The sequence below is a fragment of the Burkholderia sp. 10_S31 genome, from assembly GCF_056930375.1.
Map to the genome: position 1 here is coordinate 463,859 of NZ_JBXOWK010000002.1, position 20,033 is coordinate 483,891.

General features: G+C 66.2%; 18 protein-coding genes. 8 read left to right on the forward strand and 10 right to left on the reverse strand.

Annotated features, from left to right (window positions below; all coding sequences use genetic code 11):
- Positions 1-126: 126 nt before the first annotated feature.
- From AC1Z3W_RS16705 to hyfB, 6 genes are read right to left on the reverse strand one after another with little or no spacing between them, the layout of a single operon-like run.
- Positions 127-642 (reverse strand): NADH-quinone oxidoreductase subunit B family protein, encoded by a 516-nt coding sequence (locus AC1Z3W_RS16705; RefSeq protein ID WP_057927007.1) that lies wholly within the window; start codon positions 640-642, stop codon positions 127-129.
- A complete protein-coding gene (locus tag AC1Z3W_RS16710) occupies positions 642-2,204 on the reverse strand; it encodes a hydrogenase large subunit (protein WP_057927006.1) in 1,563 nt (520 codons plus the stop codon). Before AC1Z3W_RS16710 ends, AC1Z3W_RS16705 begins: the two co-directional genes overlap by 1 nt.
- A 3-nt stretch (positions 2,205-2,207) precedes the next feature.
- The gene (locus AC1Z3W_RS16715; protein ID WP_483508026.1) at positions 2,208-3,671 is read right to left on the reverse strand and encodes a hydrogenase 4 subunit F; all 1,464 of its coding nucleotides are present in this window, start codon (positions 3,669-3,671) and stop codon (positions 2,208-2,210) included.
- The gene (locus AC1Z3W_RS16720) at positions 3,664-4,323 is read right to left on the reverse strand and encodes a formate hydrogenlyase (RefSeq protein WP_124833465.1); all 660 of its coding nucleotides are present in this window, start codon (positions 4,321-4,323) and stop codon (positions 3,664-3,666) included. The genes AC1Z3W_RS16715 and AC1Z3W_RS16720 overlap by 8 nt, the downstream gene beginning before the upstream one ends.
- Positions 4,324-5,274 (reverse strand): respiratory chain complex I subunit 1 family protein, encoded by a 951-nt coding sequence (locus AC1Z3W_RS16725; protein ID WP_057927003.1) that lies wholly within the window; start codon positions 5,272-5,274, stop codon positions 4,324-4,326.
- On the reverse strand, positions 5,268-7,274 hold the full coding sequence (hyfB, locus tag AC1Z3W_RS16730; RefSeq protein ID WP_124833466.1) for a hydrogenase 4 subunit B: 2,007 nt from the start codon (positions 7,272-7,274) through the stop codon (positions 5,268-5,270). The genes AC1Z3W_RS16725 and hyfB overlap by 7 nt, the downstream gene beginning before the upstream one ends.
- A gap of 245 nt (positions 7,275-7,519) precedes the next feature.
- Here hyfB and AC1Z3W_RS16735 point away from each other — a divergent pair, with 245 nt between their 5' ends.
- From AC1Z3W_RS16735 to AC1Z3W_RS16745, 3 genes are all read left to right on the forward strand, one after another.
- Positions 7,520-8,287, forward strand: coding sequence for a YoaK family protein (locus AC1Z3W_RS16735; protein ID WP_057927001.1), 768 nt, complete (start codon positions 7,520-7,522; stop codon positions 8,285-8,287).
- Between the two features lie 169 nt (positions 8,288-8,456).
- Positions 8,457-8,654 (forward strand): ribbon-helix-helix protein, CopG family, encoded by a 198-nt coding sequence (locus tag AC1Z3W_RS16740; RefSeq protein WP_124833467.1) that lies wholly within the window; start codon positions 8,457-8,459, stop codon positions 8,652-8,654.
- Between the two features lie 376 nt (positions 8,655-9,030).
- Positions 9,031-9,453, forward strand: coding sequence for an ACT domain-containing protein (locus tag AC1Z3W_RS16745; protein WP_124833468.1), 423 nt, complete (start codon positions 9,031-9,033; stop codon positions 9,451-9,453).
- Positions 9,454-10,039: 586 nt separating this feature from the next.
- Here AC1Z3W_RS16745 and AC1Z3W_RS16750 read toward each other — a convergent pair.
- On the reverse strand, positions 10,040-10,999 hold the full coding sequence (locus AC1Z3W_RS16750) for a LysR family transcriptional regulator (RefSeq protein WP_057926998.1): 960 nt from the start codon (positions 10,997-10,999) through the stop codon (positions 10,040-10,042).
- Positions 11,000-11,152: 153 nt separating this feature from the next.
- On the opposite strand from AC1Z3W_RS16750, the gene AC1Z3W_RS16755 reads away from it, so the two are divergent.
- The 4 genes from AC1Z3W_RS16755 (at position 11,153) to AC1Z3W_RS16770 (ending at position 16,992) form a co-directional block, all read left to right on the forward strand.
- The gene (locus tag AC1Z3W_RS16755) at positions 11,153-12,358 is read left to right on the forward strand and encodes a fumarylacetoacetate hydrolase family protein (protein ID WP_483508027.1); all 1,206 of its coding nucleotides are present in this window, start codon (positions 11,153-11,155) and stop codon (positions 12,356-12,358) included.
- Positions 12,359-12,459: 101 nt separating this feature from the next.
- Positions 12,460-13,791, forward strand: coding sequence for an MFS transporter (locus AC1Z3W_RS16760; protein ID WP_124833470.1), 1,332 nt, complete (start codon positions 12,460-12,462; stop codon positions 13,789-13,791).
- 37 nt (positions 13,792-13,828) lie between these two features.
- On the forward strand, positions 13,829-15,430 hold the full coding sequence (locus tag AC1Z3W_RS16765; RefSeq protein ID WP_057926997.1) for an aldehyde dehydrogenase (NADP(+)): 1,602 nt from the start codon (positions 13,829-13,831) through the stop codon (positions 15,428-15,430).
- On the forward strand, positions 15,427-16,992 hold the full coding sequence (locus AC1Z3W_RS16770; protein ID WP_483508028.1) for a UxaA family hydrolase: 1,566 nt from the start codon (positions 15,427-15,429) through the stop codon (positions 16,990-16,992). The genes AC1Z3W_RS16765 and AC1Z3W_RS16770 overlap by 4 nt, the downstream gene beginning before the upstream one ends.
- A gap of 77 nt (positions 16,993-17,069) precedes the next feature.
- Here AC1Z3W_RS16770 and AC1Z3W_RS16775 read toward each other — a convergent pair whose 3' ends face one another.
- Positions 17,070-18,611, reverse strand: coding sequence for a sensor domain-containing diguanylate cyclase (locus tag AC1Z3W_RS16775; protein ID WP_483508029.1), 1,542 nt, complete (start codon positions 18,609-18,611; stop codon positions 17,070-17,072).
- Between the two features lie 90 nt (positions 18,612-18,701).
- Here AC1Z3W_RS16775 and AC1Z3W_RS16780 point away from each other — a divergent pair, with 90 nt between their 5' ends.
- Positions 18,702-18,986 carry a hypothetical protein gene (locus tag AC1Z3W_RS16780; RefSeq protein ID WP_483508030.1) on the forward strand — a complete coding sequence of 95 codons (285 nt, stop codon included), beginning with the start codon at positions 18,702-18,704 and terminating at the stop codon, positions 18,984-18,986.
- A 59-nt stretch (positions 18,987-19,045) separates the two neighbouring features.
- Here the strand turns inward: AC1Z3W_RS16780 and AC1Z3W_RS16785 are convergent, their stop codons facing one another.
- Together AC1Z3W_RS16785 and AC1Z3W_RS16790 are read right to left on the reverse strand one after the other, a co-directional pair.
- Positions 19,046-19,315 carry a hypothetical protein gene (locus AC1Z3W_RS16785; protein WP_483508031.1) on the reverse strand — a complete coding sequence of 90 codons (270 nt, stop codon included), beginning with the start codon at positions 19,313-19,315 and terminating at the stop codon, positions 19,046-19,048.
- Positions 19,316-19,466: 151 nt separating this feature from the next.
- On the reverse strand, positions 19,467-19,898 hold the full coding sequence (locus tag AC1Z3W_RS16790; protein WP_483508032.1) for a hypothetical protein: 432 nt from the start codon (positions 19,896-19,898) through the stop codon (positions 19,467-19,469).
- Positions 19,899-20,033: the final 135 nt, after the last annotated feature.

A 20,033-nucleotide genomic window follows, 5' to 3' on the forward strand; every position in this document is an offset into this window, starting at 1 on the left:
TCCGTTCGCGCGCGGATCGTTCTGTCGCTTTGCGCCGGGACCGGCTTGCGTTCGAACAAGACGACGTCATGGCTCCGGATATCCGGGCCTCATCGCCCGACTGAAGGATTGCCACGGGCATCCGCTTCAATCCTCGCGTGATCGGCAAGCGGTCAAAATGCCGCGCAGCAAATCGATCGGAGGGGGCGGGCATCCGGGGATGGTTACATCGACCGGCAGGACCGACGAAACGGGACCGCACACCGCATAGCTGTCGGCAAAGATGCCGCCCGTGCACGCGCACTCGCCGGCTGCGACGACCAGTTTCGGTGCCGGCGTGGCGTCGTACGCGGCGAGCACGGCGGCCTTCATGTTCAGCGTGACGGGTCCGGTCACGAGCAGCAGGTCCGCATGGCGCGGGCTGGCGACGAATTTGATCCCGAGCCCTTCGATGTTGTAGTACGGGTTGTTCAGCGCGTGGATCTCCAGTTCGCAACCGTTGCACGAACCCGCGTCGATCTGCCGGATGCACAATGCGCGGCCGAGGAGGTCGAGAATGTCCTGACGAATCTGCTGCGCCTCGTGTCGCCAGGCGGCTTCGGTGGCCGGCACGGGTTCGTCGGGAAATTCTGTGCGCGCGAATTGACGGATGAGTTGCCACATCAGAGGTCGTGCCCCGCGTAGTTCAGGTTGAACGATTTATTGATCAGCGGGAAATCGGGAACGATGTTGCCGATGATCGCGTGCTCGAGCGCCGGCCAGTTCTGCCAGGACGGATCGTGGCAATGGCAGCGCGCGATGGCATCGCCCGCGGCTGTCTCGAGCGCGACGAATACATCGCCGCGCCAGCCCTCCACCCAGCCGACTCCCGTGGATGGTGCCGCCGCGGGCGTGACGCCGCTGGCGATCGGCCCTTCCGGAAGATTCGCCAGCAGGTCAGCCATCAGGCGCAGCGATTCGTCGATTTCGGCAAATCGCACGGCGACCCGCGCGGCAACGTCGCCGCGCGCATCGCTTGCCGCCTTGACGGCCAGGTCGTGGTAAGGGGCCGGCCGCAGGTTCGCGCGCACGTCGAATGTCTGGCCGCTGGCGCGGGCGGCCAGGCCGCGCACGCCGAAATGCGCGACAACGTCGGCATTCAATCGGCCGGTGCCGAGAAACCGGTCCTGCAGCCCGGACTGGTCCTCGTAGATCTTCCGCATCACGTGCACGTCGCGCGCGATGCGTTCGCACTGTTCGGTGAGGACGGCCGCGTCCTCCGGATCAATGTCGACGGCCAGCCCACCCGGCACGATCCGGTCCATCAGGTAGCGATGCCCGAAGACGCCGTCGTTGGCCCGTATCCAGTTCTCCTTGAGCCGCGAGAACTGCGCGAGACCGAACGCGAATCCGGCGTCGTTGCCGAGCGCGCCGAGGTCGCCGAGGTGATTGGCGATGCGCTCGCGCTCGAGCAGCAGTGCACGCAGCGCCAGCGCACGCGCCGGCACGGCCGTGCCGCATGCCTGCTCGAGCGCCATGCAATAGGCCCACGAGAACGCGACGGTCGAGTCGCCGGCGATCCGGCCCGCCACGCGATGACCGTTCGATGCGGCCGTCCGTTCGAACAGCCGCTCTACGCCGCGATGCACATAGCCGAGTCGTTCCTCGAGCCGCAGCACCTTCTCGCCGACGACGGAGAACCGGAAATGGCCCGGCTCGATGGTGCCGGCGTGAATCGGCCCGACCGCGATTTCGTGCACACCGTCGCCGGCAACCTGCACGAACGGATAATCCGCTTCGCTCGATTCGAATCGCTCGATTCCGGTTGCCTGCTTCTGCAGCGGAAAGTAGTCGCCGGGCCAGTTGCCGTGATTGAGCCACGGGCGCGTGTCGCGCGCATCGCGCTCGCGCAGGCCGGTCAGGTCGAAAATGGCGCGCTGCATGCGGGTTGCGGCGGGAAACACGCCCGCGAGATCGGGATAGTCGCCGTCGGCGCGTGGTTCCTGCCCTGTCGCGAGACGGACCCACAGGACGCCGTCGTCGCATTCGTACGCCGCGTTGACCGAACATGCGCGCTCGGGCGTTTCGCCGCCCCACATCGCAACGAGCCGGCTTCCCGCCATCCGGGCGGTATGCGCGATGTCGAGCCAGCGCGGTTCGTCGACATCCACCACGGTAGCCGGAACCTGGCCTGCCTCGTGCCGGAGGCGAGCCGAGCCGTTCGCCTGAATCAAGTCGAGTCGCATCGTTTATCCTGCCAGCATCGTTGCAGCCTGGCGATACCACATCGCCAGATAGGGCGGCACGTACAGGCCCAGCATCAGGCCGAGTCCCAGGTGCACGAACACCGGCAGCAGCGCCGGCCGGTGTTCGAGCGGCGTCGCCGTCGTCGTTTCGCCGAACACCATCCGCTGCACGCGCGCGAAGATCGCCGCGAACGCGACGGCGAGCCCGAGCAGCAGCAACGGCGCGCTCCACGGGAGCGTGTTCATGGCCGTCGTCAGGATCAGGAATTCGCTCGCGAACACGCCGAACGGCGGCAGGCCGAGAATCGCAAGCGCGCCGAGCATCATTGCCCAGCCGACCGTCGGGCTGACCTGCAGCAGCCCGCGAATGCCGTCGATCGCCTGCGTGCCGGCCTTCTGCGCGGCATGGCCGACCGCGAAGAAGATCGCCGACTTGACGAGGGAATGGACCGTCATGTGCAGCAGCCCGGCGAACGTCGCGATCGGGCCGCCGAGCCCGAACGCGAACGTCATCAAGCCCATATGCTCGATCGACGAGTACGAGAACAGGCGCTTCACGTCCTTCTGCCGGAACAGCGAGAACGACGCGATCAGGACCGACACGAGCCCGAAACCGATCAGCAACCGTCCCGGCAGGCCATTGCCGAGCGCGCCGTCGGCCAGCACCTTGCAGCGCAGCACTGCATACAGCGCGACGTTCAGCAGCAGGCCGGACAGCACAGCCGAAATCGGCGTCGGACCTTCGGCATGCGCGTCCGGCAGCCAGCTATGCATCGGCACGAGGCCGACCTTGGTCCCGTAGCCGACCAGCAGGAACACGAAGGCGATCGACACGATCGTCGGGTCGAGCTGCGTCCTGACCGCGGCCAGGCTCGTCCACAGCAACGCGTCGCCGTCGGTCAGTTGCCGGCTCGCGGCGAGATACAACAGGATCGTGCCGAACAGCGCCTGGGCGATGCCCACGCCGCACAGGATGAAGTACTTCCATGCGGCTTCGAGGCTCGCGGCGGTACGGTACACGCTGACGAGCAACACGGTGGCGAGCGTGGCGGCTTCCATGGCAACCCACAGCACGCCGACGTTGTCGGTCAGCAGCGCGAGCAGCATCGCGAACATGAAGAGCTGATACATGCTGTGATAGAGCCGCATCCGTGCGGCTGTCATCCGGCCGCGGGCCTCCTCGATCTGCATGTAGGGCCGGGAAAACAGCGATGTCGTCCAGCCGACGAACGCCGTGAGCGCAACGAGATAGACATTGAGCGGATCGACGAAAAACGCGCGTCCGAATGCGAACGACGGGCCGTGCTCGACGGTGCGCGCGGCAAGCATCCATGTTGCCGCGAACGTCAGGAAGCTGAAGCCGATGTTCAGATGGCGCGCGACCCGGCTCGATCGCACGCAGGCCAGGCACGCGGCGCCCGCGAGCGGCAGGCCGAGCACGGCGAGCACGACGTGGGCGTCATTCATCTTTGAGTTTCTCGAGGTGATGGATGTCCAGGCTGTCGAACTGCTCGCGAATCTGGAACATGAAGACGCCCAGAATCAGGATGCCGATCAGCACGTCGAGCCCGATGCCGAGTTCGACGATCATCGGCATGCCGTTGGTCGCGGCCGCCGCTGCGAAGAACAACCCGTTTTCCATCGACAGAAAGCCGATCACCTGCGGAATGGCCTTTGCGCGCGTGATCATCGCCATGAACGACAGCAGCACGCACGCGAGCGCAATGCCGAGCGTGCCGCGTGCGACGGATGTCGCGAGCTGGCTGATCGGCGCGGCGACATTGAACGCGACGATCACGAGGACGATGCCGATCAGCAGCGTGGTCGGAATATTGATGAGCGGCTCGACGTCGGTCTTGACGTCGAGCCTGCGAACGAGCCGATACAGGAACCACGGGATCACGCCGACCTTCAGCACGAGTGTCAGCCCGGCGGACACATACAGGTGCACGTCGTCCGTGACGAAGCCGAGGATCAGGTTCGCCGACACGAGTGCGACGCCCTGCAGCGTATAGAGATGGATCAGGGACAGGATCCGGCGCTGGCTCAGCATCGCGAACGACAGCATCAGCAGCACGGCCGCGAGGAAATTGATCAGTTGTGTCGCATAGGCGTGCATTCATGCCCCCAGCAGCAGGTGGACGAGCATGCCGATCACGGCCAGCAGGAAGGCGGTCGCCAGGAATTCCGGTACCCGGAAGATGCGCATCTTCGCGTTGGCCGTTTCGACCACGGCGAGCGCGACACCGCCTGCCGTCAGTTTGATGAAGAGCACCGGCACCGCCAGCAGCAGCGCAACCGGATCGCCCGCATTCGCGATGCCCCAAGGCACGAACAACGCGAGACCGATGCACGAATACGCGAACAGCTTGAGGCTTGCCGCCCACTCCATCAACGCAAGGTGCCGTCCCGAGTATTCGAGGATCAGCGCCTCGTGGATCATCGTGAGCTCGAGGTGAGTGGTCGGATTGTCGACAGGCAGCCGTGCATTTTCGGCCAGCGCGACCAGCGTGAACGCGATGCCGGCGAACGCCAGGCTCGGATAGATCGTGAGCTCGCCGCGACCGAGCGTCGCGACGATGCTCGTCAGCAGCGTCGACTGCGTAATCAGCGAGGCCGACAGGAGCACCATCAGCAGTGCCGGCTCCGCGAGGAAGCCGATCAGCATTTCGCGGCGGGCGCCGAGCGTGCCGAACGCCGTGCCGACGTCCATCGCCGCGAGCGACAGCGTGACGCGCGCGAGCGCAAACAGGCCGACGAGCGCGATCGCATCGGCGGCGGGCGACAGCGGCAACTCGGTCGACAGTGTCGGCACGATCGCGCACGCGAGCGTCATGGCGGCCCAGACGACATAGGGCGCGCCGCGGAACACGGGGCTCGCGCCGTGCGCGATGACCGATTCCTTGTTGAACAGCTTGTGGAGCATCCGGTAGGGCTGCCAGATGGACGGCGCGCGCCGGTTCTGAAGCCAGGCGCGGCATTGGTTGACCCAGCCCGTGAGCAATGGCGCGGCCGCGATCGCTATCACGATTTCGAGAGTCTGCGAGATGACGCCGGACAGGGTTACCATCGTCTCACCAACATCAGCAGCACGATCAGCACGACGAAACTGTATGTCAGGTAAACCGCGATCTTGCCTGTCTGCAGGCGACCCGCCCAGTCGGCGGTGCGTTGCGTGAGTGCCGCGATGCGCGCGTAGAGTGCGGACCAGGTGCGATCGGTCACCGACACCCGGTAGGCCGGCTGTGCGTCGAATGGCGACGGCAATTGCCGCTCGATGTGCAGCAGCGGTGCGAAGATTTCGCGGATCGGCTGCCCGAAGCCTTCCGCCGTATCCTGCATTCGCGCGGTCGTGAACGGGAAGCCGCAGCCCCACGGCGCCGCGCGGCGCAGCCGGCCGTGATAGAAACGCCGCACCAGCACCCATGCGAGCCCGCAGCATGCAATGAAGAACAGCATGAACGCCGCCGGCATGTAGCTCGCGCGAGCGGCCGACACGGGCGCGAACAGCAGCCAGCCATGATTGTCCGCGCCGACGCCGGCGCCGACCAGCGCGTGCGTGACGCGATCCAGCAATTTGACGAACTGCGCGGGCATCAGCCCGAGCAGCACGCTGGCGGCCGCGAACCAGCAGAACGCAAGCCGTTCCCACGTGTTCGCGTCGCGGGCGCGGTTCAGCTTCGCTTCTCTCGGTTGCCCGAGGAACACGATGCCGAAGAACTTGACCATCGTGTAGCCGGCCAGTGCGGCCGACATGGCGATCAGCGCGGCGGCGATCGGCACTGTCATGGCGAGTACCGAATCCGGCAACTGCGGTGCGAACAGAAAGCCCTGCAGCAACAGCCACTCGGCCACGAATCCGCTGAGCGGTGGCAGGCCCGCGCTGGCCGCGACACCCACGAGCACAGCCCACGCGGTCCACGGCATGAAGCGAATCAGTCCGCCGAGCCTGCCGAGATTGCGCTCGCCGGTGGCGTGGAGCACGGCGCCCGTACCCAGGAACAGCAAGCTCTTGAATGCCGCATGCGCGACGACCTGGTAGAGCATCGCGGTCAGCGCGAGCGCGGACAGGCTCGTCATCCCGTACGCGCGAAACAGCACCGCGAGACCCAGCGCGACGATCATCAGGCCGACGTTGTCGATCGACGAATAGGCGAGCAGGCGCTTCATGTCGACCTGGATGGTGCTGAACACCACGCCGAGCAGCGCGGTGCCGACGCCGATCATGATCAGCAGCACGCCCCACCACGCGATCTGCACGTGCAACAGGTCGAACAGGACGCGAAGCAAGCCGTACAGGCCGACTTTCAGCACGAATCCGCTTAGAAGTGCCGAGACCGGCGACGGCGCCGCGGGGTGGGCCTCCGGCAGCCACACATGCAGCGGGAAGATCCCGGCCTTCGCGCCGAACCCGACGAGCGCGAACAGGAAGGCGAACGACGCGGGGAAGGCATCCAGCGACTGCGCGCGCAGGTTGGCGAAGGTGTAGTCGCCGGTGCGCGCCTGCAGAATGCCGAAGCAGAGCAGCAGCGCGAGCGCGCCGACGTGCGAGATCAGGAAATACAGATAAGCGGCCCGGCGAATCTCGCCGATCCGGTGGTTGGTCATGACGAGAAACGTCGCGGACAGCGTCAGCATCTCCCAGGCGACCATGAACACGTATGCGTCGTCCGCGATCAACACCAGTGCGATGCTCGCGACGCAGGCGTGGTATTCGAAGCAGATCAGCCCGGGCGGGGATCCTTCACCCTTGCGGAAGTAGCCGGCTGAAAAGGCACCAATCCCCGTGCTGACGAGGCCGAGCACGAACAGGAAATAGCCGGACAAGCGATCGAGACGAAGATGAAAGGGCAAGCCGGGAAGCCCGATCGGCAGCACCGCGACAGACGGTTCGGCAAAGATGCCGGCGAGGCCCGCCGCGCCGACGAGCAGTCCGACCAATGCGCCGAGCGGGAAAAGGCCGTGGGCCACCAGTCGCGTGCGACGCAGCGCCCCGAACCCCAGCGTGCCGACCGCGAGCCACGCGGCCACGGCCAGCAGGACGAAATGGACGACCGGCACGGATGCCATCCGGAATGTCTCCAGTACGCTCGGGTTGGACGAGTGGGTTGGAATAGCCGCATCCCCCGCGACGTATTCCTGGTCGCATTATGACACCGAAAGACCAATCCGGATAACAAGGTATGATAATGCCGTTATCATGAAAATCTCATAAATCTCCAGATGGAACGGGCGGCCGTGGCGGTTTGTTGCGGCGCGCTGAGCGCTGCTCAGGGCGTCGTTGCCCCCGATCCGGGCGAATGGGGAAAGATCCTATGCCAGCGCAGTACTTCCGAAGCCTGACGGGAAAACACCGCAGCGCGGCCGCGAACCGCCAGCTCGGGTTTTCGCTTGCCTTTGTCGCCGGCGCAACCAATGCCGGCGGTTTCCTCGCGGTCAAGCAATACACGTCCCACATGAGCGGGATCGTGTCGGCGATTGCGGATCAGACGGCGCTGGGCGACATCCGGCTCGTGCTGGCCGGAGTGGGTTCGCTCGCGTCGTTCCTGGTGGGCGCCGGCTGCTCGGCGGTGCTCGTCAACTGGGGGCGCCGCCGCGGCCTGCAGAGCCAGTATGTGCTGCCGCTGCTGGTCGAAGCCGCGCTCCTGCTCCTGTTCGGGCTGCTCGGCAGCCATCTCGCGCTGTGGGAAGCGTTCTTCATGCCGGTCACGGTCATCTTGCTGTGCTTCATCATGGGGCTGCAAAACGCAATGATCACGAAGCTGTCGGGGGCGGAAATCCGCACGACGCACATGACGGGCATCGTGACGGACCTCGGCATCGAACTCGGCAAACTCTTTTACTGGAATCGCTCGAATGCGGATATGCACGCGCAGGCGGTGATCGCGAACCGCGCGAAGCTCAGGATTCACGCAACGATGCTGGCGTCGTTCTTCGTCGGAGGGCTGGCCGGCGCAATCGGCTTCAAGCATGTCGGCTACGTGTCGACCGTGCCGCTCGCCGCGGCGCTCGTCACGCTGGCGATCGTGCCCGTTGTCGACGACGTGCTCGACTATCTCTATCGGCTTGACCGCAGGTCATGAGCCCGCATAAGGTGGAGCGAAACCCGACTTCGCCGTGTCGGCGGCGGATCCTGCCTGAGGTGCTGTCGCCGAGCCTGATCAACACGCGTGTGCCGAATGCCTTCCGGCGCTGTACGCAAGGGCCGATGCATTACAATCAAATTAACATATTTACCGACTCCGTCCTGCAATGGAAACGAAAACCGCACGCTTGACCATCCTGATCGATCCCGCCAAGAAAGAGGCGTTCGACATGCTCTGCGCGGAGCAGGACCTGACGCCGTCGCAAGTCGTGCGGCAGTTGATTCGCGAGTATCTCGAGCAACACGGCGTGAGCTACAAGACAAAAAGCGCGCTCGGCAAGCAGACAAAGCGTAGCGCGGGCTGAGTTCGCAAGACGTCCAGACGTCGATTTCCCGGTGTGCATGTCCCTGTGCATGCCAGATCAGCCGCCTTGAATCGAGGCGCTCTCCCTCCTTCATGCGCCGAGCGGTCGACGACAGTTTGAGTTCGACGGCAAACGCAAACGAGAGCATGCGTTCGAACAGAACTCGCGTCGATGGCAAGCAAAGCGGCCCTTTCCAGACGACGAGCTGCTTCAATGGCCGCATCGGCAGGCGGTCATGCTCGGCTTGCGCCCCCCGTCGGAGAAATCATCGGATTCCTGGACGCGCTTGCATACCACCCCTCGCGCAAGCGGACTTGCTCGCCGGTCATACGCGACATAGATTGTCTTCATCGAGGTCCGATTTTTCGGAGGGGTCATGGAACTGCTCGTGGAACGCGTTGACGTCTGGGCGGCTACCATCGAGGACAAGCCGGGCGGTCTTGCACACGTGTTGAACGCGCTGCGGGATGCGGGCGCGGATTTGCAATTCGTTGTCGCCCGGCGCGCACCGGAGGCACCAGGCAAAGGGGTGGTATTCGTCGCGCCGCTGCAGGGAGAGCAAGAGATCCGTGCTGCCACCCAGGTGGGATTCAATCCTACCGCGAGCCTGCACTCCATTCGTGTGATGGGGCTGGACCAGCTCGGGATCATCGCGGAGCTGACCCAGAAACTGTCGGACGGCGGAATTAATCTCCGTGGCGTATCCGCTGCCGTGCTCGGCTCGCAGTTCATTGCTTATCTCGCGCTCGACTCGCTGGCCGACGCCGAGCAGGCGACAGACATTTTGCAAAGGGCCTGAATGGTCGTTTCAGTCGACTACCGGATGAGCTGGCACGCGTTCGACGGTTGAATCTTGCGGGCGCTGCATCAGGCGGTCGACGCGGTCTGCCCGATCTTCAACCTGCTGAGGCTGCCGCAGCGTATCGACGGCAAATTGCGACATACGCGCGGATGACGCGTCGGAGCAGCACTTCGTTCGCGCGTTTCGCTGCATGCGTCAGCTGTCTTCCCGTGTCTTTGCGTGCTTTTGCGTGCCTTCGCGTTTCGTCATGCCGAGCCCGGCAAATACCGGGTCGCGGGCAGGAGGGGGCGCGTTGCCCGGTGTATTTGTTCACGGTCGAGTTTTGAATGAAAATCAGTGCATTGTGATAAGAATACTTATCTTATCGGATTCGCTTCCGGCCTGTTGACTGCTGCGTGTTCTGTTCGTTCGGATCGGTTCGGTGCCCGCCGCAACAGCAACACGACACCTGCCACCTCGGCTGCCCGCCCACCTGCCGAAGCAAATTCAACAGCGGTGATTCACCGTGAGAATTCCGACGCTGTTCGGACGCACCAACCGCGGTCGACAGATTCGACCGACGCCCGACGATCTTCCGCGGCGATCAATCCTCCTGTTCCGCCTTGCGGCCAACGGCCCGGCGAAGCGCGTCAATAAACGCAGCCATTGGCTCCGACGGCCGCTCGCCCTTGCGCGTCACGACGCCATATCGGCTCATCGACCGGCGGATCGGCACCGGCAACTGGCCAAGCAGCCCTTCGGCGACGTATTTCTCGACCGCGGCGCGCGGTTGCAGCGACAGCGTGTCGCTCGACTGCAGCAGTTGCAGCGTCGAGAAAATCGACGACGTCTCGATCATCCCGGCCACCGAGCGGATGCCCGCAGCGGCAATGGTTTCCTCGAACAGCTGACGGATCGCGGTAGCCGGCGGGTAGAGCACCCATGGCCATGCGGCGAGATCCGCGAACTCCGGCCGCGCGTGCGCGAGCAGCGGATGGTGCCGGCCGCAGACCACCCACACCGGCTCGGCCGCCAATGCCTCGAAATCGAAGATCGCCTGGTGACGTGGCTCGGTCAGCCGGCCGACCATGATGTCGATCTTCTTCTCTTCGAGCCAGGCGGCCAGTTGATCGCTGCTCTGCTCGACCAGCTTGACCACGAGGCGCGGCCGCTCGCGCAGGATGTCGCGGATGCCGTCGGCCACGACCTGCGCCGCCGACGCGGAAATCGCGCCGATCGTCAGGTGACCGTGTCCGCCCGCGCGCAGCGTGTCGAACTCACCGGCGAACCGGCCGAGATCGGCGACGGCGGCGCTCGCGTAGCGGATCGCGAACAGGCCCAGCTCGGTCGGGCGCATCTCGCGCGGCAGGCGGGTGAACAGCGGCGTTTCCAGCATGTCCTCGATGTCGCCGAGGATCTTGGTGGCGGCCGGCTGCGTGATGTGCATCTGCTCGGCGGCGATGCGCAGGTTGCGGGTGCGCCCGAGCACATCGAGCAACTGCAGGTGGCGGAAACGCAGGCGGACAAGGAGGGTCGAGGGCGGCGGGACGGTCGTGGGGCGCATCAGGTAAACCCGGTCATATCGATAACTGATCGGAATCGATTCTACTGAATAAGCGATTGGATTGTTATGGCAATCGTCCCTAAAGTGGCTGACATTCGCTTTGCTCGCCGCGACGCCGGCCGGCGTGCCCTGACAACGATCCTGGAGACGACGATGACCCTGCCGCTTGCCCTGACCGCCCGCAACACGCTCCCCGAGGACGGCGCCGCCGGCACGCTCGTCGGGCGCGCATGGCTGCCGGCCACCGCGTCCACGCCCGCCGGGCCGGCGCTCGTCGCCGTGCGGGAAGATGGTGTGTTCGACCTGTCCGATGTCGCGCCGACGATGAGCGACCTGCTCGAGCGCGACGACCCGGTTGCCGTCGTGCGCGGCATGCCGGGGCGGTGGATCGGCACGCTCGACAGTCTGCTGGCGAACGCGCCGGCCGACACAGGAGACGCCGGCGCCGCGCACTTGCTCGCGCCATGCGACCTGCAGGTGATCAAGGCGGCGGGCGTCACGTTCGCCGGCAGCCTGATCGAGCGCGTGATCGAGGAGCGGACCAAGGGCGATCCGCACGGCGCCGCGCAGTTGCGCGAGGAGATCCAGTCGCTGGTCGGAGACCGTCTCGCGACGCTGCGGCCCGGCTCAGCGCAAGCGCAGGAACTGAAGCAACTGCTGATCGCGCGCGGCATGTGGTCCCAGTACCTGGAAGTCGGCATCGGCCCGGACGCGGAGATTTTCACGAAGGCGCCGGTGCTGTCGTCGCTGGGGTCGGGCACGGCAATCGGCGTGCATCCGGGCTCCGTCTGGAACAACCCGGAGCCGGAGATCGTGCTCGCGATCGACAGCCGCGGCCGCGTGCGCGGCGCGACGCTGGGCAACGACGTGAACCTGCGCGACTTCGAAGGGCGAAGCGCGCTGCTCCTGGGCAAGGCCAAGGACAACAACGGCTCGTGCGCGATCGGCCCGTTCGTGCGGCTGTTCGACGAAAGCTTCTCGATCGACGACGTGCGGCGCGCGACGGTGGCGCTGCGTGTCGAAGGGGAGGATGGCTTCGTGCTGCACGGCACGAGCTCGATGGACCAGATCACCCGCGATCCGCTCGATCTCGTCGCGCAGGCGATCGGCGCGACGCACCAGTACCCGGACGGCGCGATGCTGTTCCTCGGCACGCTGTTCGCGCCGGTCGAGGATCGCGACACGGCGGGCGGCGGCTTCACCCACAAGGCCGGCGATATCGTGACGATCTCGAGCCGCCTGCTCGGCACGCTGGTCAACCGCGTCGGCACGAGCGAGCGCATCGCACCTTGGACATTCGGCGTGCGCGCGCTGATGGCCAACCTAGCCGCGCGCGGCCTGCTCGGCGCGTCGCGCTGAGCGACACCCCCGTTGCGACCCGGCACGCCGACGAGAAGGCCGGGCGCGTTCGACACCAGATGTGGGCCGCCAACGTGGCGGCCCGCCACCGGAGACACCTCATGCAGACCCAAGCCGTTCATCCCGATCCGCTCGCCAGCGCCGTGCACAAGGCCCGCCTGCGGCTGGTCCCGTTCCTCGCGCTGATGTTTGCGCTGTCGATGCTCGACCGCTCGAACGTCGGCTTCGTGAAGCAGGCCCTGATGGTCGATTCGAACATCGGCAACGCCGCCTATGCGCTCGGCGCTGGCATCTTCTTCATCGGCTATGCAGTGTTCGAGATCCCAAGCAACCTGATCCTGCACCGGGTCGGCGCGCGGGTCTGGCTGAGCCGCATCATGGTGACCTGGGGTCTCGCGTCGGCCGCGATGATGTTCGCGCACGACGAGACGTCGTTCTACGTACTGCGTTTCATCCTGGGCGTCGCCGAGGCGGGCTTCTCGCCCGGCGTGATCCTCTATTCGACCTACTGGTTCCCGGCAAGCCAGCGCGGCAAGGCGCTCGGCGTGTACTACTTCGGCCTGCCGGTCGCGCTCGTGCTGGGCAGTCCGCTGTCCGGCCTGCTGCTCGACGTGATGGGCGGCCAGCTCGGGCTGCGCAACTGGCAGTGGATGTTCATCATCGAAGGCCTCGCGGCGTCGCTGGTAGGCGTGATCGCGTTCTTCTACCTCGTGAGCAAGCCGCGCGACGCGAAATGGCTCGATGCCGCCGAAAAGGCCGCGCTCGAAGCCGCGATCGCCGCCGAGGACCAGCACAAGGTCACCCACGGCCCGCGCTCGGCGCTCGGCGCGCTCGGCAACTTGCAGGTACTGCGCTTCGTCGCGATCTACTTCGCGATCCAGGTCAGCGTGTACGGCGTGATCTTCTACCTGCCGACGCGAATCTCGGAGCTGACCGGCACCGCCATCGGCGCGAAGGTCGGCCTGCTGACCGCGATCCCGTGGCTGTGCGCGCTGCTGGCGCTGCGTCCGGTCACCGGCATGGCCGACGCGCGCGGCCGGCATCGCCAGTTCGCGATCGCCATGCTGGCGATGGCGGCCGCTGGCATCGCGCTGTCGACGCTCGGCCATGCGCTCGCGCCGGTCCTGCTCGCGTTCTGCTGCGCGACGATCGGCTTCGTTGTCGTCCAGCCGCTGTTCTGGACGCTGCCGACCGCGTACCTGAGCGGCACCGCGGCCGCCAGCGGCATCGCGCTGATCGGCGCGCTCGGCAACCTCGGCGGCTTCATCGCGCCGACCCTCAAGACGGCGGTCGAGACGGCCTTCCACAGCCGGCAGGCGGGCATGCTCGCGCTCGCGATAGCGGGCGGGGTCGGCGTGCTGCTGCTGATGAGCATCGGCGCGCAGGCCCGCCGTGCACGCACGGCGACGCTCGGTTCGTCCGAGGCGGCGTGACACCCACTCTGTTCTTCCTGCACTTCGGACCCTACTCATGAGCCTTTCCGGACTTCACCATATCGATGGCCAGCGCCGCGGCGCAGGCGAGCCGCTGTACAGCGTCGACGCGATCACCGGCGAGCGACACGCAGTCAGCTATCGCGACGCGACGCCCGACGAAGTGTCGGACGCCGCGCACGCGGCGGCACGCGCGTTCCCGGTGCTGCGCGCCACGTCGCCCGCCGCACGCGCCGCGCTGCTCGACGCGATCGCCGACGGGATCGATGCGCTCGGGGACGCGTTCATCGCCGAAGCCCGCCGTGAGACGGCGCTGCCGGCGGCTCGGCTCGAAAGCGAGCGCACGCGCACCAGCAACCAGCTGCGGCTGTTCGCGGCCACCGTGCGTCGCGGCGATTTTCTCGGCGTACGGATCGACCAAGCGCAACCGGCGCGCCTGCCGCTCGCGCGTGCCGACCTGCGCCAGTACCGCGTCGGCGTCGGCCCGGTCGCGGTGTTCGGCGCGAGCAATTTCCCGATCGCGTTCTCGGTCGCGGGCGGCGATACCGCGTCGGCGCTGGCGGCCGGCTGCCCGGTCGTCGTGAAGGCGCATCCCGGCCATATGGCGACGTCGGAATACGTCGCCGATTCGGTCGCGCGTGCGGTCGAGCGCGTCGGGCTGCCCGCGGGCGTGTTCAATCTGGTCTACGGCACGGCGGCGGCCGGCGCCGCGCTCGTGCAGGCGGCGCCGATCAAGGCGGTCGGTTTCACCGGCTCGCTCGCGGCGGGGCGCGCGCTGTTCGACCTCGCGCAGGCCCGGCCCGAGCCGATTCCGGTATTCGCCGAGATGTCCAGTGTGAACCCGGTGTTCGTGCTGCCGTCCGCGCTCGCCACGCGCAGCGCGGCGCTCGCGCGCGATCTGGCGGCATCCGTGACGCTCGGCTGCGGCCAGCTGTGCACGAACCCGGGCCTCGTGCTCGGCGTGCGGTCGCCGGCGTTCAGCGCGTTCGTCGCGCAGTTGCGCGACGCGCTCGGCGACGCCGCGCCGCAGGCGATGCTCGGCGACGGGATCCGGCAGCACTTCGCGCGCGGTGTCTCGGTGCTGCGTGCGACACCCGGGGTCGACACGCTCGTCGCTGTGCAGGACGGCCAGCGCGTCGGCGGGCATCTGTTTCTGGCGGATCGGCACGCGCTGCTCGACGGTCGTTCGTTGCAGGACGAGGTGTTCGGTCCGTCGACCGTCGTCGTCGAGCTGGACGACGCGCGCGACTTCCTGGCGTTTGCCGACGCGATGCGCGGCCAGCTTACCGCGACGCTCCTCGGGGACACCGACGAACTGATGCGCCACGGCGAGCTGGTCGCGCGGCTCGAGACGCGCGTGGGTCGCCTGCTGTTCAACGGGTTTCCGACCGGCGTCGAAGTCAGCGACGCGATCGTCCACGGCGGGCCGTACCCGGCGACGACGGATGCACGCGGAACGTCCGTGGGCAGCGCCGCGATCGAGCGCTTCCTGCGCCCGGTCTGCTACCAGAACTATCCGGACGCAGCGCTGCCACCCGCGCTGCAGGACGCGAACCCGTGGCGGCTGCCGCGCCTGATTGACGGCGTGGCGACCCCAGCTACGCCGTGCGCCGCCGCATCGACGGAGGTCGCTGTATGAATGCCGTTACGCCAATCGAAGCACCGCTCGAGCGCGACGCGGGCGAGCTGGCGATCCGCCTGCATCCCGACGACGACGTCGTGATCGCGCGCCGGCAACTGGTTGCCGGTATGCCGCTCGCCCCGGGAGTCGGCGTGCGCGGGCTCGTGCCGGCCGGACACAAGGTTGCCGTGCGTGACCTGCGCGCCGGCGCGCCGATTCGTCGCTACGGCCAGGTCATCGGCTTCGCGACCCGCGACATCGCGGCCGGCGAACACGTCCACACGCAGAACCTCGCGATCGGCGAATTCACGCGCGACCACGCGTTCGGCGCGGATGCGAAGCTGGCGGCAGCGACGCGACCCCGGGCGCAATTCATGGGCATCGTGCGCGCGGACGGCCGGGTCGCGACGCGCAACTATATCGGCATCCTGACGTCGGTCAATTGCTCGGCCACTGCCGCGCGCGCGATCGCGGACTACTTCCGCCGTGACGTGAACCCACAGGCGCTCGCCGATTATCCAAACGTGGATGGCGTCGTCGCGCTGACGCACGGGCAGGGATGCGCACTGGACGCGCAGGGTGAAGGGCTGGCGTTGCTGAGGCGCACGCTCGCCGGCTATGCGCGGCATTCGAATTTCGCGGCGGTGCTTGTGGTCGGCCTCGGTTGCGAAACCAACCAGATCGACGGGCTGCTCGACGCGCACGGCCTGCACGAGGGCGCAACGCTCAGGACGATGACGATCCAGGCGACGGGCGGCACGGCACGCACGGTCGCCGCCGGCATCGAACAGCTGAAGGCGATGCTCGCAGGCGCGAACCAGGTGCGGCGCGAACCGGTCGATGCGAGTCACCTCGTCGTCGGGCTGCAATGCGGCGGCTCGGACGGTTATTCCGGCATCAGCGCGAATCCGGCGCTCGGCGCGGCGGTTGACCGGCTCGTTGCGCACGGCGGGACCGCGATCCTGTCGGAAACGCCGGAAATCTACGGCGCGGAGCACCTGCTGACGCGCCGCGCGGTGTCGCCGGCCATCGGCGCGAAGTTGCTCGAACGGGTCCGCTGGTGGGAGGCCTACTGCACGCAGATGAACGCGAGCATGGACAACAATCCGTCCGCGGGCAACAAGGCGGGCGGGCTGACGACGATCCTCGAGAAATCGCTGGGCGCGGTTGCGAAGGGCGGCACCGCGAACCTGGTCGACGTGTATCGCTATGCGGAGCCGGTCGATGCGCGCGGGCTGGTGTTCATGGATACGCCGGGCTACGACCCGGTGTCGGCGACCGGCCAGGTCGCAGGCGGAGCGAACCTGATCTGCTTCACGACCGGGCGCGGCTCGGCGTACGGCTGCGCGCCGTCGCCGTCGCTGAAGCTCGGCACGAATACCGCGTTGTGGCAGCGCCAGCAGGACGACATCGACCTGAACTGCGGGACGATCATCGACGGCGTGCAGTCGGTCGACGAAGTCGGCGAAGCGATCTTCCGGCTGATGCTCGCGACCGCGTCGGGGCAGGCGTCGAAGAGCGAGCTGCACGGATATGGGCACAACGAGTTCGTGCCGTGGCAGCTTGGGGCCGTCATGTAAGGTATCGTGCGTGCGATTGTCGACGCGTGTCGTCGATCGCTGGTTTGTCTTAGGGGGAGCGCTCGGCCTTGTTGCAGCTAGGCCGACCTACACCTGTAAATTGCGGGGAAATCAAGGAGCCCCCTTTCCGCGCAACACACGCGGTTTCTGCCTTCGCGCTTCGCACGATAAAGCGCCATGTCGGCCTGATGCGACAGCGCATCCACGGACGCGGGGCGCGCACGATGGCCGGTCGCGCAGCCGATGCTGACGGTGAAGGCCGGAACGGTTTCCGCAAACCCGTCGAGGCAGTTGCGTTCGACTTCGCGGCGAATCGCCTCCGCGACCTGCGCGGCGCCGTTTTCGTCCGTATCCGGCAACACCACGACGAACTCCTCGCCGCCGTAGCGCGCGGCGAGATCGCAGCGCCGCCGCGTATGCGTGCCGATGCACGTGGCGAGAAAGCGCAGCGCCGTGTCGCCCTGCGCGTGTCCGTGCCGATCGTTGTATTGCTTGAAGTCGTCGGCGTCGATGAACAGCACCGACAGGCTGCTGTCGTTGCCGCGCTGCAGCCGTTCCCATTCGTCTGCCAGCGCGATATCGAGTGCGCGGCGGTTGCGCAGGCCCGTCAGCGGATCGGTCCGTGTGAGGTCCGTGAGCAGGATCTGCTTGCGAAGATTGTCCCGCAAGGCGAACGCCAACAGCCACACTACTGCACAGAACACCGCGCTAATCACTGACGCCGACACGCCGACCGTCCACGACAGGCGCGTAATGCCCGCCAGCACGTCGTGCTCGGCCGGCGCGACGACGGCGATCAGCGGCGTGCCCGGCACGCGCTGGTATGTATACAGCCGCACGGTGCCGTCGATGCTCGAACGCGCGGAATAGAAGCCCGATTCGTTGCTGACCATCCGCTCGAAGGACTTCGAGCGGCGCAGGCCGATCATCTGCTGTTCGTTCAAAGACGGATTTCTTGCGAGGACCGTGCCGTCTGCGCGCACGATCGCGCTGATCCCGTTCGGTCCGACGTCGAGGCGAGACAGGAGCTGATCGAAGTACGCGAGGTCGATGGCGACCACCGCGATTCCGTTGAACGTATGATCCGGCAGTTCGATGCGCTGCGACAGCGCGACGGACTCCTTTCCATTGCGCGCACGCGCGCGATACACCGCGGACATATAGAGGCCGACGTTGTCGGAATCACGATGGACGGTGAAGTAGTCGCGGTCGCTGAAGTTCCAATGATGGGTTGGCCCGCAACAACCGTCGATCAACTGGCCGTACCGGTCCGTCACGCCCATGCCGGTCAGGTACTGCGCGACGGGGCGCTCGAAGAGCAGATCGTGCCGCAGCTTCGGATCCATGCGTCGCACCGCGGGGCTGCCGAGATTGGATGCAAGTGCGACCAGCGTGCCGTTCGACGTTTCGACGGTTCGGGCGATTTCGCTGACCAGGACGGCGGCGACGTTGCGCGATGTCTCATGTGCATGCTCGATGACTTCGCTCTGCGACGCCCACAGCGTCGCCGCGCTGATGCCGAGCGCCGCGATCGATATCAGCGTACCCAGGGCACCGATGACCAGATGGTTTCGGCCGGCCCAATCGGCAACTTTCTCGATCGAAGTGAATGCGGGCATGCTTGTGCTCGTATGGGAAGACGGCTGCAGGTACAGCAGGGAAGGTCAAATCCGGGCTGATGGCAGCATTGCGTCGAAATCGACGCACGCATGACTGCCGATCGGTTGCATCGGCGGCGCAAGCGTGCGCACGCCTTCCGCCTCCGGCCGGCATTTTTCATCGAACATGGGGCCAGCGCTGCGATCGCCGCTGCCGCATTCGAATCGCTCATCGGCAACCGGGAGCCGCCCAACCCGTGTAACGGCGTTGTCGCCGCGACGTATCGCGACCGGGTGTTCGCGCAAGTCACTGTCTCGGTCAATCTCGGCTTGCCGGGCGTGATCGTCTTCTCGATGCCGGGCCGTGCCGCCCGGAGGGCAGTGCCATCCCCGTAGCGGATGAGTGGCCGAGGCGATGATCGGCCACGCAGACCACGTGCGCTGGATGACCTCATCTACAGTGTTTCGATTGGAACGGGGATGATCTCGCCTCGATACGGCGTCTGGGCGCACGGCTCGACGGCGCGGAGGATCCGAGGTCTGTTCAGCTCGAAGGCGAGTCTCATCTGCTGCTCGCTCGTATCCCCGGCGCCCAGGCGTGCACGGACAATTCCGTATGGCAATGAAAACGCACGATATCCCCAACCAAATCCATAAGCGGAAAAGCGCAGGGTGGCTGTCTTGGGCAGAACCGGTAGCGTGCTCTGGATCGGTTGTACGTTCATCGTTGTCACCTGTTCTCAAACCATTGGGGGGAGTCGTTGTGTCCGGACAGCAACTGATTGTTTCGGCCATTTCGCTTCGGAGCGGATCACACACCGTCGCCGGAGGGCGGGTTGCCACGGGCCGACCGCGATTGCCGCCGCCGGAGTATCTTCATTGCGTTGCGGCCAGGCCGTCTATGCAGCTTGCTCGGGAAAGCCGGAGGCAGTTGAATGATCGAGTGGCGTCCGGTTCACTGGTGCGCGTCAATTGCGATGTTCCACGCATTGATTGGCATAGGCACCGGTTGGGGCGGCGGGCTCGGTCGGTAGCGGGCGACACCGAATCGATCCCCACGATCGCCTGCTCGCGCTGATCATGCAAGGCAGCATCAGCGATCGAGAGGGCCACGAGGCTATCCCGGGCTTCGATGCGGTGGATCTCCGCCAATAAAGAACGGGTTTTCTCGGTCACGTCGAGATTGGAAGCAATTGCGCCGTTGTTGGCGTCGCCGAGTGCGAGCCCCGAAACCCATAGAACCAGCGCGACCACTATGCCGAAGGTCAATGCAAGCCTGGCTCGCATAGTCGTCTGTCTGAACAACATGGCTGGGTGGCCCCCGTATCTGCCGCATTTGATCTAATTCATCTTGTTTGAAGCGTCGATCGCGGAGGCTACGGATATGTGTCCGTGCTCACTCAAACCCCGCCGCAAAAACGCGGGCGCGGCATGGAGTGCCCC